The sequence below is a fragment of the Maribacter litoralis genome (assembly GCF_003075045.1).
In the GTDB taxonomy this organism is placed as follows: domain Bacteria; phylum Bacteroidota; class Bacteroidia; order Flavobacteriales; family Flavobacteriaceae; genus Maribacter; species Maribacter litoralis.
In genome coordinates this window covers 440144-456716 of the sequence record NZ_QCZD01000003.1, presented here as the reverse complement: position 1 = coordinate 456716, position 16573 = coordinate 440144, and the positions used below count along the sequence as shown (strand labels likewise).

The 16573-nt window shown below is 34.4% G+C and carries 16 protein-coding genes; 7 read left to right on the top strand and 9 right to left on the bottom strand.

The window, feature by feature from the left end; all coding sequences use genetic code 11:
- Positions 1-20: 20 nt before the first annotated feature.
- Positions 21-299, top strand: coding sequence for a F0F1 ATP synthase subunit delta/epsilon (locus tag DCS95_RS13485; protein WP_116771310.1), 279 nt, complete (start codon positions 21-23; stop codon positions 297-299).
- A 53-nt stretch (positions 300-352) separates the two neighbouring features.
- Here the strand turns inward: DCS95_RS13485 and DCS95_RS13480 are convergent, their stop codons facing one another.
- The 8 genes from DCS95_RS13480 to DCS95_RS13445 form a co-directional block, all read right to left on the bottom strand.
- Complete coding sequence (locus DCS95_RS13480; protein WP_036157206.1) at positions 353-559, bottom strand: helix-turn-helix domain-containing protein; 207 nt, start codon at positions 557-559, stop codon at positions 353-355.
- A 2-nt stretch (positions 560-561) separates the two neighbouring features.
- Positions 562-1089, bottom strand: a complete 528-nt coding sequence (locus DCS95_RS13475; protein ID WP_116771309.1) for a DUF2975 domain-containing protein — start codon at positions 1087-1089, stop codon at positions 562-564.
- A 195-nt stretch (positions 1090-1284) separates the two neighbouring features.
- On the bottom strand, positions 1285-2043 hold the full coding sequence (locus DCS95_RS13470) for a hypothetical protein (RefSeq protein WP_116771308.1): 759 nt from the start codon (positions 2041-2043) through the stop codon (positions 1285-1287).
- A gap of 426 nt (positions 2044-2469) precedes the next feature.
- Positions 2470-3186 carry a hypothetical protein gene (locus DCS95_RS13465; protein ID WP_116771307.1) on the bottom strand — a complete coding sequence of 239 codons (717 nt, stop codon included), beginning with the start codon at positions 3184-3186 and terminating at the stop codon, positions 2470-2472.
- 180 nt (positions 3187-3366) lie between these two features.
- Positions 3367-3900, bottom strand: coding sequence for a GNAT family N-acetyltransferase (locus DCS95_RS13460; RefSeq protein ID WP_116771306.1), 534 nt, complete (start codon positions 3898-3900; stop codon positions 3367-3369).
- The gene (locus DCS95_RS13455) at positions 3901-5700 is read right to left on the bottom strand and encodes a M61 family metallopeptidase (protein WP_116771305.1); all 1800 of its coding nucleotides are present in this window, start codon (positions 5698-5700) and stop codon (positions 3901-3903) included.
- Between the two features lie 99 nt (positions 5701-5799).
- On the bottom strand, positions 5800-6201 hold the full coding sequence (locus DCS95_RS13450) for a response regulator (protein WP_116771304.1): 402 nt from the start codon (positions 6199-6201) through the stop codon (positions 5800-5802).
- The gene (locus tag DCS95_RS13445; protein ID WP_116771303.1) at positions 6198-8852 is read right to left on the bottom strand and encodes a PAS domain S-box protein; all 2655 of its coding nucleotides are present in this window, start codon (positions 8850-8852) and stop codon (positions 6198-6200) included. Before DCS95_RS13445 ends, DCS95_RS13450 begins: the two co-directional genes overlap by 4 nt.
- A gap of 306 nt (positions 8853-9158) precedes the next feature.
- Between DCS95_RS13445 and DCS95_RS13440 the strand changes: the two genes are divergently transcribed.
- Genes DCS95_RS13440 through bioD form a run of 3 tightly spaced genes read left to right on the top strand, consistent with a single transcriptional unit; the run spans position 9159 to position 11328 of the window.
- Positions 9159-10316, top strand: coding sequence for an aminotransferase class I/II-fold pyridoxal phosphate-dependent enzyme (locus DCS95_RS13440; RefSeq protein ID WP_116771302.1), 1158 nt, complete (start codon positions 9159-9161; stop codon positions 10314-10316).
- 4 nt (positions 10317-10320) lie between these two features.
- A complete protein-coding gene (locus tag DCS95_RS13435) occupies positions 10321-10704 on the top strand; it encodes a putative signal transducing protein (RefSeq protein WP_116771301.1) in 384 nt (127 codons plus the stop codon).
- 6 nt (positions 10705-10710) lie between these two features.
- The gene (bioD, locus tag DCS95_RS13430; protein ID WP_116771300.1) at positions 10711-11328 is read left to right on the top strand and encodes a dethiobiotin synthase; all 618 of its coding nucleotides are present in this window, start codon (positions 10711-10713) and stop codon (positions 11326-11328) included.
- On the opposite strand, the gene DCS95_RS13425 is transcribed toward bioD, so the two are convergent.
- Entirely contained in the window at positions 11323-12804 is a 1482-nt protein-coding gene (locus DCS95_RS13425; protein ID WP_116771299.1) for an ArnT family glycosyltransferase, read from the bottom strand. The two genes, bioD and DCS95_RS13425, sit on opposite strands and share 6 nt — an antisense overlap.
- A 63-nt stretch (positions 12805-12867) precedes the next feature.
- Between DCS95_RS13425 and bioA the strand changes: the two genes are divergently transcribed.
- The 3 genes from bioA to bioB all read left to right on the top strand — a co-directional run bounded on the left by bioA (position 12868) and on the right by bioB (position 16528).
- A complete protein-coding gene (bioA, locus tag DCS95_RS13420) occupies positions 12868-14142 on the top strand; it encodes an adenosylmethionine--8-amino-7-oxononanoate transaminase (RefSeq protein WP_116771298.1) in 1275 nt (424 codons plus the stop codon).
- A gap of 8 nt (positions 14143-14150) precedes the next feature.
- Positions 14151-15344 (top strand): beta-ketoacyl synthase N-terminal-like domain-containing protein, encoded by a 1194-nt coding sequence (locus DCS95_RS13415; protein ID WP_116771297.1) that lies wholly within the window; start codon positions 14151-14153, stop codon positions 15342-15344.
- 89 nt (positions 15345-15433) lie between these two features.
- Positions 15434-16528: a biotin synthase BioB gene (bioB, locus tag DCS95_RS13410; protein ID WP_116771296.1), complete on the top strand. Its 1095-nt coding sequence runs from the start codon at positions 15434-15436 to the stop codon at positions 16526-16528.
- Positions 16529-16573: the final 45 nt, after the last annotated feature.

Below are 16573 nucleotides of genomic sequence, written 5' to 3'. Positions count from 1 at the left end.
AACTCATAACTAAAAGAGATATGTATTTAGAAATTGTATCACCAGAAGCAACATTATTTGCAGGCGAAGTAACTTCGGTTACGGTACCAGGTATAAACGGTGAGTTTCAAATGTTGAAAGACCACGCACCTATTGTTTCTTTGTTACAAGAAGGAAAAGTAAAGGTAGCTGGTAATATAACATTAGATAAAGATTATGCTTCTAAGTTTACTAAAGATGCTGCCGGAAATACGGTTTTAGAAATTTCTAGCGGTACTATTGAGCTTAAGAATAATAAAGTAATTGTACTTGCAGATTAGTAAGTAGAATACGTAATAAGTTTTAAAGGCTACACTGAAAAGTGTAGCCTTTTTTATTCCTTTTCATATGCTAAAATATCAGCGGGTTGACAATCTAAAGCTTTACAAATAGCCTCTAGAGTAGAGAAACGAATTGCTTTAGCTTTGCCTGATTTTAGAATAGAAAGGTTAGCTTCGGTTATACCTATCATTTCAGCGAGTTCTTTACTTTTCAAATTTCGCTCTGCTAATACGGTGTTTAAGTTTACGACGATACTCATAGTTATATGGTTAGGTCGTTTTCATTCTTTAGCTGATAACCTTCTTTTATTAATCTAGCTATAATAAGTAGAAAAATAGCTATTACTAAAAGTGATATTCTTCCGCCTAGTACCGTTCCGAAATTTTTACCTAAGGTATATGAAGCAGAAACACCATATTCTGAAGATATTTCAAAGGATTTTTCTATTAACCTTATAAAAAAAATTAATACAGAATAGATTATAAGTCCGTTACCGACCTTTCTAAAAATAGCACTATTATTCTCTGTAAATATTGTATCCGTTTTAAAATCGGGTATTACTTTTCTAAATTTCAAAAGAAGCCAGAATATATAACCTTGTAATAAAATAGTTAGTAAAGGAATTAAAAGCATTAGTATCCAGCTATTTTCTTCACCAGAATATTGAAGCAAATCAAATTTTGTAAGAACGTATTTTGATAATTCACCTAAGTTTATAATAATGGATATTAGTACGGAAAAAATTAAAAAATTAATAAGCCATTTGAGTGCAGTAAGAAGATTTCTCATATAATTTAATTGTTGTTTATCGATAACAAATATATAAAAATTATCGATAAACAATAATAAAATTTAAAAAAATGATTTCTGTTATCTTTCCTTATCAGTAAAACTACAGAGAGGTATAGATTAAATTTGAATCTTTGTTACGTGTTAAAATTCTTACTGTTATAGATGTAAGCGTGACGCTTGCGCTAGCGGGGTCTATATTAAAGGAAGTTGACCTTTAAATGGTTTAACTTTTAAATATGAATTATCCCATTTGTAAATTGGTTTTGTTTTTTCTAGGCGGGTAATTAATTCATTCAAACCAGTTAATATTTTTTTTGTTTTTTCAGGGTTTTCATTTGAATTATCTGTTATACGTTTTTGAAGACGGTCTAAATTGAAATTTTTGAAATCTTCATATTCAGGATGATTGGTTTGATACCAAATAATCAATTTTTTTTCTAGAAATTTTGGACCTAAAACTTTATACAAGGCAGTCCAATCATCATATTTTTCTGTTTGTAACCAGGGTAAAAAAACGGTAATTGAACTCCAGTAATCAAAAAAAGGTTTAATATCTTGTTCAACAGCTATTTTAGCCAACTCAACAGCTCTTTTTAAAGTTTCTTTACTATTAACTTTAATTGGTAATTCTTCATCAAAGCCTTTAAAAAATTCATAACCTGTACAGGCAGAATGTTCATACATTCTAACAGAAATATCATATCTGTCGTCTAACCAATTTTCTATTTTCGGTTTCGTCATTAATGATTCAATACTCTTGAAAGTAATTGATAAACCAAAACCAATTGAGTCTGTATCATCACCTGTTAAAATTACACTACTAAATGAGTTATCATTCTCATCAAAATATTGTAAATAGCCTTCCTTACTAGTTGCAAATTTAAAATCAGAAAATATTTCGCTTTGGTTTACTATGTCAATAAATTCATCTAAAAAACTATTATTTATCATTTCTTGAAAATTTGTACAGTATCAATAATATTTTCGCCATCACCACTACTAAAAGATTTGTGTATCTCTTCTCTGTATATTCTTATTTTAGTATTAAATTATAAAACTTTATTGGAGTTTTCTAACTTAGAAAAAAATTCAGCTCCATTTCTTATTTCAAATTCAATAAATTCTTTAGTTTTATCCTACTTCTTTTTGTCATTGCTCCATTAAAGGGTCTTTAGCAACTAGTTTGGTTATAGTGGTATCTTTTTTAATAGGGTCTGGCTATGTCTTCGGGTAGATAGCAAGCTGTCTTTTGAAATTACCTTATGCGTTTCTGAAGAATATAAAACAAAAGCCGTAGTAGTAAAGTTAGTATTGCTACTAAGTACGCTGAACAAAAAAATATTATGATATATGTAGTTTTTATTCATTCTACTTGTGTTAAATATTTCCTTCAGGAACTATTACCTCATATTCCAAATCATAAAAGGTAACATCTGTCATACCAGCTTCTTCTATGGCGTTTCTTAATCGTTCGGATACAATAAACGTGTAACCGTCATATAAGAAATCATAGCCTTTGTTTAAGCTTAAAACAGAAGGGTTAAATTCATAATTCTTGTGGTTGGCTTTTTTTATCTCAAGTAATTCATCATATGGTAATGCTTTTATGATTGTTATGTCATCTATATTATTTTTATTCACTTTTTTAAATACTGAATTCTCAATACTTAGATGTGGGTAGTTCCATTGTTTAATAGGGTAAAATAACCAATATTTATTTTCGGTCTTTTTTTGATAATTGCCCACTTTCAATTCTAAGAATTGATCTTCCGTTAAAGTAAAATCATTTAAAACTTTAAACAATTCGTCACTTAAACATATACCTCTTGTAAAAGGTGTAAAAGCAGCTTTATGCCATTTTCGACTTCCACCACCGCTAGACCATAACATGGTATTACGTAATATGGGATTATTAAAGTCTAATTGTTCATGATCTGGAACATTAGTGTCTACGTATAATAGAATAGGTTCTGGGTTTTCCCACCTTTCTCTATTTCTTTGTAAATGTGTATCTAACTGCAAACGAGCAGTTTCTTCTTGGCTACAGTACAGTTGCCAACCTAATGAACCTTCGCCCATTCCAAAATACTTCATAATTCATCTTAGTTTAAGAATCTGTTAATAGCGTCAATTGCATTTTTCTTTTCCAAGTCATTTGCATTTGCATTAATTTTCACGCCAAACAAATCATTTACATTCGTAATTCCTTTTACAGATTAATCTAACAATACTTTAAGTTATAAATTTTAAGTCATAGACTTAAACTTGTTTTCATTAACCAGTCCTCAAAGAAATCAATTCCCAATCTTGCCCTAAAGAAGTGTAAGTACAAATTTTCTCAAATCCTACAGCGAAATGTGCCCCTAAAGAACGGGCGTTAGTTGCGTCAACTTCAGTGATAATGGCATCGTATTTTGGGTAAGAGGCAATTTTCATAGCGTTGTAAAGTCCGCGAAAAATCCCCATTTTTCTATGGGTCTTAGCAACACAGATTTGCCCCATGGTAATAAAATTTTGAATGTTTACGTTTTCTAATTCGGTAAACATCGGTCTTAAAACAGAGATTTCATCTTTAAAGTCATCGGTCATTGAAAGGGCATAACCAACTACCTTATCTCCATCTTTCGCAATAATATGCGGACAAGCATTATTCATTCTAGTAAGTACATCTAAAGTGTGGTGTACAGTAACGAAACCTTCTTTTTCCATTTCATCGCTAGAAACAGAAGATTTTAAATTCATCTGCTGTAAAGAAAGAATCTGTATTAATTCTTCATTTGTTGTGGCGGTGGTATATATTAAATTCATTTACTCAACTTTTAACCAAGCTTTGCGGGCTTTTAATATTTTTTTTGAAGGAGTTTCCTCATTTTTCTCAATCAAGCTAATAGTATAGTGAGGGTTAGCGGTCAAGGTGACTTCGGTTTTCCTTTCCATACCATCCCGTAAAAAGGTTATTGAAAGATTGTCGTTTGGCTTAAATTCATTTTCTATGAATTTGTTGAACTGAATGCCGTTAGGGAATTTTTCGCCATTAATAGCGGTAATGATATCGCCTTTATCTAGCCCGGCAATATAAGCAGGACTCCCAATTTTGGTATTGCTTCGAATTTTACTATTTAAATCATCTGTTATAGATACAGCGGCGCCAAAATAAGCTGCTTCTTTGTTTTGAGATACACTTACCCCAACAGTTTTAAATAGTTCGGTATAGCTTGGCATTTCGCTTTTGTAGATAAAACTATTAAAGAAGTTATTACCAAAATCTTCGCCAACGTAGGTGTTTAAAGTTTTATTCAAGTTTTCAATGGTATATGAATTTTCAGATTTCCCGTAGGTAGTCCACACAAGTTTCATGAAATCATCTAAATTTAAACCGCGCTCTCTTAAAGAAAGGTCTAGGGCTAAACCTAATACACTTCCATAAGAATAATAAGAAATAAATGTGTTCTCTCTATTCACAGGATCTACAGAAGTTGCCGCATCTACAAATGGAGCTTGGTAGCTCATTTCTATAGGATTGAAAAATTGACGCGCAGGAGAGTTCCAAACATAATTGAATGTGCCGGTTAATCCTTCAACATACTTTTCGGGAGTTATCAATCCTGCTCTGCAAAGTATCAAATTGGTGTAGTAGCTGGTAAAACCTTCTGCAAACCAAAGCTCACCGCTCATGTTGGCTTCTTCAAAATTAAAAGGTTCTAAAGATTTTGGTCGTATACGTTCAACGTTCCAACTGTGAAAAAACTCATGAGAAACGGTCCCGATATTACCATCCATGCCGCCATTTGCTAAAGTCCTAGTGCTAGTTAAAATGGTAGAATTTCTATGCTCCATGCCATCACCAGAGGCATTTGGTATATAGCAGGCTAAAAAGGTATACGATCCATAATCAAATGTAGGTAGTTCACCAAAAACCTCCTTTTCGGCAAGCACAACTTTTTTTACTTTCTCAAAATATTGATCAGCTTCTTCTTCGGTACCAGGGTCGTGCAAAGCTAATTTAATGGTTTGACCGTCTACAGTGAATTCGCGAACCTTATGGTTGCTCAACTCCGTTGGGCTATCCATAAAATAATATAGATTAGGCGCGCTATACGTATTGTTGTTTACATGCGGTAGTTGCGTGGCCACCTTCCACTTAAGGTCATCTCTGGTTTTAAAATCTACTTCTATTTTTCTGTCTTTTAGAGAAGAGGCGTACATAAATGTAGCCGGTATATTTAAATGTGCATGGGTTTCGTCTATTTGCGAATAGGTGCCATCACCTCTATTTGCATATAGTGTATATGTAATTTTAACAGTACCGTCATGTCCAGAAACGTTCCATTCATATGGGGTAGTTCTGGTAATATTCAAACTAGTTCCTTTACCGTCAGTTGCCTTGAAATTATATACATTTTTGGCAAATTCATGAAGTGCGTATCTACCTGGTGAGGTTCTACTCATTCTGAGCGATAAGGTGTCTTCAGCTACACCAACGAACGATGCCGTAATGTTCGCTTCATGATGAATAGCATTCTCAAATGATATGGTGTAAGCGTTGGTTTGAGCAAAAGTGCCAAAAGTGTGTAGAACAAAAAAAAGAAAAATAATTAGATAGCGCATACTTAGTTTTTTAGCTAAGATAATGAAGCTAATACACGAATTATGGCAAAGTGAATTTTAAAATGAATTTATGGTAGGTAAATGTAGGTTTTAAAGAACCTAGTGCTCCTCAAATTTTTCTACAATTATATTTTTAATGCCTTTTAAATGAAATTCAGTAATTGGTTTGGTAACAAAATCGGCAACCAGGTCCTTTTTCTTTAAGAGTTCAATATCATGTCTATAGGAAGATGAAGTTAGAACAAAAACCATGCAGTTATTTGTATTTGCTATGGTTTCTAGATTGTCCATAAATTCCCAACCGTTCATTACGGGCATATTGAGATCTAGAAAAATAATGTAGTTATAGGAGTCGGAATAATCGTTATTCAGATATTCCATAGCGGGTTTACCATTTGAAAAAATGAGCTGTTCACCTTTTATTTCAGCATGGTTAATTCCCTTTTCAAGCAAAAATGTAAAAATGGGGTCGTCCTCAACTATTATAAGTTTGTTTTTCATGTATTTTCGTCTAAATCGATCGCATTTATCGTATTGTCAACAATATCTTTAATGACATGATCAATTTCATCTGCAGATGTTATTATATAATTGAGAATCTGTTCTCTTTCTTCTTGTTTTAATTTTTCTTTATCGTCTCGTAAAAGTTCAACTAAGCCCATTAGGCGTGCCACGGGAGCTCTAACGATATGAGATTGAGTCCAGGCAATTTTTTTCAATTGGGCGTTTTGTTCTTCAATTGCTTTTAAATGTTGAACCTTGGTTGTAACATCTTTAGAATTGGCAACAATACCTTTTAACGTAGGTTCGTCAATTTTATTCGTAATAACGGTCTCTAGCCATACCCAATGACCGTCGCCATGCTTAAACCTAAAAGGTTTTATATTTACTTGAGGTATTTTTAAAACCTTAATGAATTCGTTGTAAACGGTTTCATAATCATCGGGGTGAATATAATCGAAAGCATTAGTACCTATAAATTGTTCAGGTGTAATATTCAATACTTTTATTGAGGTAGGACTAGCATAGGTGAAGTCGGCTTTTTCATCTATTAAGCAAATCATATCGCTACCTTCTTGTACCAAGGTTTTGAAACGTCGTTCACTTTGTATTAATTGCTCTTTGGCTTCTCGCGTTTCATGTATATCCCTAGATGTAACAATGACGCCTTCTATTGTAGGTGAATTTAGTTGGTTAGATACATTAGCAATAAACCATCGCCATTCACCTTTTTTGTTTTTAAATCTATATGGTGCTATTTGAACCGATTTTTGTTCAGCAATTAAACTAAAAGATTGTGCTACTTGTTCAATATCATCGGGGTGAACATAGTCAAAAGCATTGGTGCCAATCAATTCCTCTGGACTTATTTGAATGACATTTATAGAACTTGGACTTACATATGTAAAATTGCCTTCAAGGTCTGTAATGGAAATAATATCACTACTTTCTTGTACTAATGTTTTGAATAGCCGTTCACTATGCTCTAACTGTAGTTCGGCTTTTTTCTTTTCGGTATTATCTCTAGCTATACAATAATATACGCGATCTTTTTCGTCCCAGTTAGAAGACCAAAGCATAGGTACAACATGACCATTTTTATGTACATATCTGTTTTCAAAATTGACTACTTTTTCTCCAGACAATACCGATGCGGCAGATTGTTCGGTTACTTTATGGTCTTCTTGGTATACTAATTCTATATAATTTGTTCCAATAATCTCTTTGGGTGCATACCCCCATACTTGTTTGACTGCTTTGTTGATGCTTAAGAAATACCCTTCTTCGTCAATAGTACATATTATATCTAAAGAAGTATCCATTATTTTTTGCATCTCCGCTTTTGCGCTGATCAATACTTGCTGTGATAATATTTCTGAAGTAATGTCTTTTGAAAAACAAGCGATACCAATTGTTTCTCCCTCTTTATTATACATGAGGTCAAAAGAAGTAAGTCCGTATGTTGTCCAAAATTTATCTGGATCTTGTATTTTTTGTTTTACCGAAAAACTGCCCGATTCAAGGGCTTTTTTATAGTAAGTCCTCCATTTTTCGGTTACACTTTGTGGTACACTTTCAGAAAATACTGAGTTGCCTTCTTCAAAAGGCTTGCCTTGTATTTTCTTTACAAGTTCGTGAAATGCAGTGTTTGCGGTAATCAGGTTAAAATCCAAGTCAATTGACCACATGAGATCTCTTGTACTGTTGATCATAGCTTCTTGGTTGTTCTTAACTCGTTGAAGCTCTGTGGTAAATGTTTTTTTCTGGGTAATGTCTTGTATGGTGCCGTACATGGATAACGGCTCTTTAGCGTCGTTCCATTTAAGCACTTTTCCTTTTTCATGCACCCATTTAAATTCCCCATTTTTTTGCAACAATCTATATTGCACGCTGCAATCTTTAGATGGGTATTTTAGGCACTCCAGCATTTTTTTCTGTACTAGGGGTAAATCGGCTGGATAAATTAACTTAAACCAATCATCGGTCTTAAAGTTGTCTAAGGTATTTTGGTCAATGCCAAAAATAGCAATGCCTTCTTCATTTAAAGTGAAAGTATCTTTTACTAAGTTACGTTCCCAAATTCCTATTCCGGTAGCAGAAACGACATTATCTAGTAACCGCCCTTTTTTTTCAAGTTCAATTTTTTGTTTTTGCTCAAGTACTTTGGCCTTTCGTAACTCTAACAGATGAACAACTTGTTTGGCTAGGGTTTGTAGTCCGTCTATTTGGGTTTCATTTAGTTGCCTTGATTCATAATCGATAACACATAATGTACCAAGTCGGTGTCCATCGGCTGTGGTTAATGAGGCACCGGCATAAAAACCTACATTGGGATCTTCTGTAACAAGTTTATTGTCTTGAAATCGTTTGTCTGCATGAGTGTCCTCTACTACCAGTACATTTAAATCGTCGGTAATAACATGCTTGCAAAAAGATTCTTTTAAAGGAGTTCCATTACCGTTAAATCCGAAGTGCGATTTAAAAAACTGCCTTTTATCATCAACTAATGAAATTAAGCTTACAGGGGTATTACAAATAGAAGCGGCTAAAGATGTAATTTCATCATAGATAGCTTCAGGATGAGTATCCATAACATCGAAAGAAATCAATGCTTCTAATCTGTTCGTATCTAAAATATTACTCCCTTTCATTATTATCTTTGTAAGAAGATAGTTACTTATTCTAATACCTTAAAATTAAAGTAAGAAATTTCTTTAAAAAAAGACGCAAAAATAGTATTTGATTTTGTAAATCAATCATTTTCTATGACTTTTTATCTAATTTTTTTGAATTTTTTGAAAGGATAAGTAATTATTAATCAGATTGATAAAATGAAATTCGTAATCATTTTAATCAATGTTTAAAGTATATTCAATAGGTTTTGAATGTTGATATAAAATTTACGGGAAATCTTCGATTTAGTTATAATCAATTCAGAGAAAAGCTATTTTTGTGAAATGATCAAACTGCCAGGTAAATTAAAGAGTTTTTTAGAAACACGTAAGAAAGAAGATGCTTTTAGAACACTACAGGCTACAGATGGGTCAATAGACTTTTTGTCGAACGATTATTTAGGTTTTGCAACTAATGAAACCTTATTTTCAAAAACATTTCAATTGTTGCTTACAGAAAGTGTTGCTGCCAATGGTTCGGGTGGATCTAGGCTTTTATCTGGAAACCATAAGTTGTATTCTAAGCTTGAATCACAATTGGCTACTTTTTATAAATCGAATGCAGCTCTAGTCTTTAATTCTGGTTATGATGCCAATATGGGGCTTTTTAGCTCTGTTCCCCAAAAAGGAGACTTGGTTTTTTACGATGAGTATATACACGCAAGTATACGTGAAGGTTTACGTTTAAGTAATGCGAAGTCATATAGTTTTTCACACAATAGCCTATCAAGTTTAAAAGAAAAAATAGAACTAAATACGGCTCGAAATGAATATGAGGAATATACCGTTTATGTTGTTACGGAAAGCGTTTTTTCTATGGATGGGGATTCGCCCGATTTAAAAGCGTTTGCCAAATATTCTAAGTCAAACGGGTATTGTTTAATTGTAGATGAAGCCCATGCCGTTGGAATTTTCGGTGATTATGGAGAAGGGCTCGTACCTTCTTTAAAATTGGAAAAAGATGTTTTTGCCAGAACGGTAACTTTTGGCAAAGGATTTGGTTGTCATGGTGCGGCAATACTTGGTGCTGACGATTTAAAAGATTTTCTAGTGAATTTTGCGAAACCTTTTATATATACCACGGCACTAACACCACATACGCTAGCCACGATCATAACCGCACATGAATTTTTAGAAGAACTGGGAAAAGAGCCAAAAAGAATATTGATGGAAAACATTGAATTCTTTAAAAAACAGATTGTCACTCATAAATTAGAAGAATCATTTATACCAAGTAATTCGGCTATACAAGGTTGTATTATACCGGGGTCAAAAAGTGCAAAACAAGTAGCGAAAAAGTTATTGGATAAAGGCTTTAATATTAAAGCCGTTCTCGCCCCAACAGTGCCAAAAGGTCAAGAAAGATTAAGAATATGCTTGCATAGTTATAATTCAAAGGAAGAAATTGGACTTTTGATAAAATTATTGGCTAGTTATATTTAAGAATATGGAGAGTAAATTTTATCAATTGGCATCTTTTGAATATGTTGCAGATGTTCAGATTGTAAAAGGCAAATTAGAGTCAGAAGGTATACCTGTATTTCTTAGAGATGAAAATACCTTGAATTCAGACCCATTGATCAGTAATGCCATTGGTGGTGTAAAGTTACAGGTATATTCAAAAGATAAGGATAGGGCAATAGCCATATATGACAATATAAGAACTTATGCTTTGGGTAATGATGGTAAACCTATTGTATGCCCAAACTGCAAAGATCAAAGGTCTGAACCATATTATAACAGGAAGGGTATATTTTATAAACTTTTTCCATTTTTCGAGAAAAGAAAATATAAGTGCCTAAATTGTAACATGATCACTAATTCAAAGTAAAAGTATATGCAAAAGATTTTTGTAACAGGAATTTCAACAGAAGTAGGTAAGACCATTGCATCTGCAATTTTTGTTGAAGCTTTACAAGCAGATTATTGGAAACCGGTTCAAGCAGGAGACTTAGATAATACTGATACGGATAAGGTAAAGCGTTTAATTTCTAATGATAAATCTAAGTTTCACCCAAGTAGTTATAATCTTAAATTGCCCATGAGTCCGCATGCGGCTGCTGAGATTGAAGGGATAACTATTGATAGGTTCCATATTACCGAACCCGAAACAGATAATAATTTGATCATAGAGGGGTCTGGAGGTATATTAGTGCCGCTTAATGATGAGGACACCATGTTTGATATCATAATGCCAGATTATAAGGTCGTTGTTGTATCTAGAAATTATTTGGGGAGTATCAATCATTCTTTATTGACCATAAAATGGTTATTGCATAAAGGTTATGAGGTTTCTGTGTTGTTTAGTGGAGAACCTAACCCACACACCGAAAATATTATTTTGCATAAAACAGGTGTTTCCTTAATAGGTAGAATAGAAGAGGAAAAAGAATTTACAAAAGAGGTGATTAAAAAATACGCAGATAAATTTCAGGGTATTTTAAGTACTTTATAATCGCTGTAAGATTTCTGCATTATCAACTGTGGCGATTACCTTATAATGTTTAGCTAAATAGGTGTCTATATATTCATTTTCCTCAATTTCTTTTTTGTCAAAAATTCGTTTTCCCTTTCGTATGACAACTGTTTGGGGTCGTAGTTCATGCATAATGTACTTAATTTCTTCAACGGAATTTTTTCTGGGATTACCGTAAAAAGTAAATAATTCATTTCTGCAAATATTACTTGGGTGAGTAGATGCTGTTGTAGGTGGTAACGTGTTTAAATTCCAATACCCGATGTGGTACTCGAAAAACAGAACATTTTTGGTTTCTAAATTATGTTCTAAAATATACTGGGGTACGGCAAAGCCTTCCCCGTTAAAAATTGTGCCTTTTTCAATTTTATTCTTTAACACGTTTACATACTCCAAATAACTTTCTGCAGGTATCAGTAAGGCGATGAAGGCTAAATAAGCAGGCAATTTTGGTTTATACTGTCTTATTAAATTGTAAACGACTTTGCCCACCAAAATTAATAGCATGGGGTGTAATTGGATCAGGTAGTGCCCATTTATCCTTCCTCCTTTTACAAAGGAAAATAAAACACCTATAACGGCAATCAACAGAAGTTGTACGTTTCTGCTTTTAAAATTTAGTTTTTTGCTTTTGTAGGCGTAGAGCAAGAATATGCCCGTTATTACGAAAATGGGGGCTAGTTTAAAAACCGAATAACGTCTGGCTCCCGTATATTCTAAAGGGGCAAGAATTACAGATTCCCACCAAATATAGGTTTGGTTACTTAGGTAGTAAGGTATTATGGTAGTTAAAATAACGGTCAAGGCTCCAATTCCGAATAAAACCACATATAAAAAAGGAATATTCCTGTTGGTGAAAAAAGCTTCATAACATAAAAAAAGACCTATAAATAGAATAGGAAAAGCCATGTTTAGCTTTACCATAACCGTTGCACCCATCAACAATCCAGATAAGAATATAAAAAGGGCAGTTTTTTTAGTCTGCAAAATATATAGTGCAGGTACAAAGAGCGCAATACAAATATGTTCGGACATTACTCCTTGTAGGCTGCCAAAGAGACTAAGTAAAAAAATACAGCATGCGCCAATTATAATAGATGCTTTTTTTGATACAAATGTCAATGCTATTTTATAAGTAAAGAATGCGGTAATAGCTACTAGAATAACACCTGCAAATCGAATGGCTACAAAGCTTTTTCCAAATATGGATATGATAGTTGCAAAAAAGGCGAAGGTCAATGGTGGTTTTAGATCCCATAGTTGGGTATATGGTAAAAAACCATCTGCCCATGATTGTCCTAGAAGTATAAAGGTGCTTTCATCACGGTCTACGTAGTCTCTAAAGAAAAAAGGAAATCGAATGAAAAAAGTAATTAAAGAAAGTAGTAAGAATACGGTAGTATTCTTCAATTGGGAAAAATCTAAAAATGCATTTCTGTTTCTTTTTGAGGGCATCTAATTATTGCGGTTTATTTCCCGATCTTTGCAAGATAGATAAAATGGCGAATTATAAATTCTATGACTGGAGAAAATCTATCAACAAGAGATAAAAAACACTTATGGCACCCGCTAACACAACACAAGCTTGGTAAACCCCAGCTTCCCATTGTAAAGGCAAAAGGTGCTTTGTTGTTTGATGAAGAGGGAAAAGAATATATTGATGCAATTGCATCATGGTATACCGTAATGTACGGTCATGCTAACGAACAGATAGTTGCAGCGATTACCAAGCAGATGCAAACGTTAGACTTTGTAATGTTTAGTGGTCTTACCCATGAGCCCGCAATTGAACTGTCTGAAAAGTTAATGGAAATTCTACCAGATAACCAGGCTAAAATATTCTTTAATGACAATGGCTCTACGGCTGTAGAAGCAGCTATTAAAATGGCCTTGCAGTTTTTCCATAATAAAGGCGAAAAGCGTGATACGCTTATTGCTTTTGAAGACGGTTTTCATGGTGATACTTTTGGTGCTATGAGTGCATCGGGACTTTCGTCTTACAACGGACCGTTTGAGGATTTTTTGTTAAATGTTGAACGTATTCCTGTTCCGACCGGCGATAACCTAAGCGAGGTAACAGATAAGCTCTCACAAATACTACATCAAAATAAGTGTGCTGCATTTGTTTTTGAGCCTTTAGTGCAAGGGGCTGCAGGGATGAAATTCCACTCCGCTAAAGGGCTAGACACTCTAATTGGACTATGTAGAGAATATGAAGTTTTATGCATTGCCGACGAAATAATGACCGGGTTCGGTAAAACGGGGAAAAACTTTGCCTCTGAAAATTTACGCAATGCGCCAGATATTATATGCTTGAGCAAGGCTTTAACGGCCGGTATGTTTCCATTAAGTATTACCAGTTGCTCCCAAGAGGTGTACAACGGGTTTTTAAGCGATGACGTACATAAGGGTTTTTTTCATGCTCATACATTTAGTGCCCACCCACTAGGTTGTGCAGCAGCTTTGACAGGAATAAAGTTGCTTAATTCACCTCAAATATTAGAAAGACGGGAAGCTATTAACTTGGCGCATAATGAGTTTTTGTCACAGATAAAATCGCATAATAATGTGAAAGATGTAAGGGTTATGGGTGTAATCTTGGCCATTGATTTAGATATTAAAACCAAGCGTTATGGTAATTTACGTGATGAGTTGTATAATTTCTTTTTGGAAAGAGGTGTTTTGTTAAGACCTTTGGGCAATACTGTTTATGTATTGCCTCCATTTGTAATTACAAAAGAAGAGTTGCAAAAGGTGTATAAAGCAATAACTGAGGCGTTAAATACATTTTAGATTTTACATTGAAAGAAAAAATATCTATAACATCGATAGCTTCACTTTCCCCATTGGGGTCATTTCAAGAAGAAATTTGGAAAGCTTATCAGAATAACGACCATTACTTTTCTTTGGCGGATATAAATAACGCTAAAACTTGGGTAGCTCCATTGGCAGAATCTGCAAATGCGCTGGTGAAAAAATTAAGGGAATCTGATAGTAAGTACAAAAAGTTAGATAACAGTGTGTTGTTTGCCATGGCAGCTTCTAGAATGGCCATTCAGCAATCTGGTTGGACTAATACTTCTGAATTCGGAATAAATATGGGGTCTTCAAGAGGGGCAACCAAATTGTTCGAAGAATATCATACTGAATACTTAGAAACAGGTATTTCATCAACTTTAAGTTCTCCAACAACTACCTTGGGTAATATATCTTCATGGGTATCTCATGATTTAGGAGCTACGGGACCAGAAATATCACACTCCATTACCTGTTCAACAGGTTTACATTCTGTTTTAAATGGCGTGGCGTGGCTAACAAGTGGTATGTCAACTAAATTTTTGGTGGGTGCCAGTGAAGCGCCGTTGACCGATTTTACCATTGCCCAAATGAAGGCATTGAAGATTTATGCAAAAGCTTCCGAGTTGAATGATGATTTGGATGTTGAGCGTAGCCGAAGTTATCCTTGCCAAGCGTTAAACTTTGAAAAGGAATACAATACTATGATTTTAGGAGAAGCAGCCTCGGTAGCTTGTTTGGAAAATGGAGTTGTAGACCATGCTTTGGCAATTATTGAAGGAGTAGGATTTGCAACCGAAATTTTAAAACACAATACATCTATTTCTGCAAATGCTGTATGCTTTCAAAAATCTATGAAAATGGCTTTGGGTGGAATAAATCCTGCTGAAGTAGATGCGGTTATCATGCATGCACCCGGAACGATAAAAGGAGATTCTTCCGAATACAATGCTATCAAAGAAGTATTTGGGGTAAACATGCCGCAAATGACAACCAATAAATGGAAAATTGGTCATACGTTCGCCACTTCTGGTATGCTGAATTTAGAATTGGGGGTATTAATGATGCGAAACAATAAGATGATTTCAGTGCCATTTATAGACCATAAAAATAAAGGTCGGGATCTTAAAAAAGTTCTAGTAAATGCCGTAGGCTTTGGTGGTAATGCGGTTAGTATTTTAGTCTCTAAGAAAGAATAGAAAGTTTAAATCATTAATTTAAAACTCTCCGATTATTTTTTCAATTTAAATTCAGTTATTTTTGAACCCTGGTAACAACCTAAGATTATATGAGCGAAGCAAGACATAATTGGTCAAAAGAAGAAATATTAGAAATTTACAATAAGCCTTTAATGGAGCTACTTTATGAAGCTGCAACTGTGCATAGAAAAAATCACGACCCTAATACGGTACAGGTTTCTACATTACTTTCCATAAAAACCGGTGGTTGTCCAGAAGATTGTGGTTATTGTCCGCAAGCGGCACGTTATCATACCGATATTGAGGGTAATGACCTAATGGCTGTTTCTCAAGTAAAAGCTCAAGCGCTAAGGGCAAAGGCATCTGGTAGTTCTCGTGTATGTATGGGTGCTGCTTGGAGAAACGTAAAAGACGGTCCTGAATTTGAGCAAGTTTTGGAAATGGTACGTACCATCAATAAGCTTGACATGGAGGTTTGCTGTACCTTGGGTATGATTACCGAGAACCAGGCAAAACGATTGGCAGAGGCAGGTTTATACGCTTACAACCACAATTTAGATACTTCAGAAGATTATTATAAAGATGTTATTTCTACACGTGCCTTTGAGGATCGTTTAGATACTATTGAAAATGTTCGTAAAAGTAATGTGACCGTTTGTAGCGGTGGTATTATTGGTATGGGTGAGGCATTGGAAGATAGAGCAGGCATGTTGGTTGCCTTGACATCATTGAACCCGCAACCGGAATCTGTGCCTATTAATGCTCTGGTAGCCGTAGAAGGTACCCCAATGGAAGATATAGAACCTGTTTCTATTTGGGATATGATACGTATGGTAGCTACTACTAGAATAGTTATGCCAGAGACCCAAGTTCGTTTATCGGCTGGGCGTACTGAAATGAGTAGAGAAGGACAGGCAATGTGTTTCTTTGCAGGAGCAAACTCAATTTTTGCAGGCGATAAGTTGTTGACCACTCCCAACCCAGATGTAAATGAGGATATGGAGATGTTTAAAATGCTAGGTCTTAATCCGCAAAAACCGTTTACCAAAGTGTCACAACCAAAAACTGTAGAAGCAGAGGATTCACAATTAAAACCATTGGGCGAAAAACCTAAATGGACAAGACCGGGCCATTCAATTGAGCGTAACGAAAAAGCCAAGCAGAAGGTCAAAATTGTTGAATAACACTACATTAATACATTTTTAAGAAAATATTTTCTTAACGTTAAT

What these genes read in the sequence shown, in the direction of transcription:
- DCS95_RS13480 (WP_036157206.1), bottom strand. Translation starts at nt 559, where the DNA reads ATGAGTATCGTCGTAAACTTAAACACCGTATTAGCAGAGCGAAATTTG.
- DCS95_RS13445 (WP_116771303.1), bottom strand. Translation starts at nt 8,852, where the DNA reads ATGAAAGGGAGTAATATTTTAGATACGAACAGATTAGAAGCATTGATT.
- DCS95_RS13455 (WP_116771305.1), bottom strand. Translation starts at nt 5,700, where the DNA reads ATGCGCTATCTAATTATTTTTCTTTTTTTTGTTCTACACACTTTTGGC.
- bioD (WP_116771300.1), top strand. Translation starts at nt 10,711, where the DNA reads ATGCAAAAGATTTTTGTAACAGGAATTTCAACAGAAGTAGGTAAGACC.
- DCS95_RS13440 (WP_116771302.1), top strand. Translation starts at nt 9,159, where the DNA reads ATGATCAAACTGCCAGGTAAATTAAAGAGTTTTTTAGAAACACGTAAG.
- DCS95_RS13425 (WP_116771299.1), bottom strand. Translation starts at nt 12,804, where the DNA reads ATGCCCTCAAAAAGAAACAGAAATGCATTTTTAGATTTTTCCCAATTG.
- DCS95_RS13470 (WP_116771308.1), bottom strand. Translation starts at nt 2,043, where the DNA reads ATGATAAATAATAGTTTTTTAGATGAATTTATTGACATAGTAAACCAA.
- bioB (WP_116771296.1), top strand. Translation starts at nt 15,434, where the DNA reads ATGAGCGAAGCAAGACATAATTGGTCAAAAGAAGAAATATTAGAAATT.
- DCS95_RS13475 (WP_116771309.1), bottom strand. Translation starts at nt 1,089, where the DNA reads ATGAGAAATCTTCTTACTGCACTCAAATGGCTTATTAATTTTTTAATT.
- DCS95_RS13435 (WP_116771301.1), top strand. Translation starts at nt 10,321, where the DNA reads ATGGAGAGTAAATTTTATCAATTGGCATCTTTTGAATATGTTGCAGAT.
- DCS95_RS13485 (WP_116771310.1), top strand. Translation starts at nt 21, where the DNA reads ATGTATTTAGAAATTGTATCACCAGAAGCAACATTATTTGCAGGCGAA.
- bioA (WP_116771298.1), top strand. Translation starts at nt 12,868, where the DNA reads ATGACTGGAGAAAATCTATCAACAAGAGATAAAAAACACTTATGGCAC.
- DCS95_RS13450 (WP_116771304.1), bottom strand. Translation starts at nt 6,201, where the DNA reads ATGAAAAACAAACTTATAATAGTTGAGGACGACCCCATTTTTACATTT.
- DCS95_RS13460 (WP_116771306.1), bottom strand. Translation starts at nt 3,900, where the DNA reads ATGAATTTAATATATACCACCGCCACAACAAATGAAGAATTAATACAG.
- DCS95_RS13465 (WP_116771307.1), bottom strand. Translation starts at nt 3,186, where the DNA reads ATGAAGTATTTTGGAATGGGCGAAGGTTCATTAGGTTGGCAACTGTAC.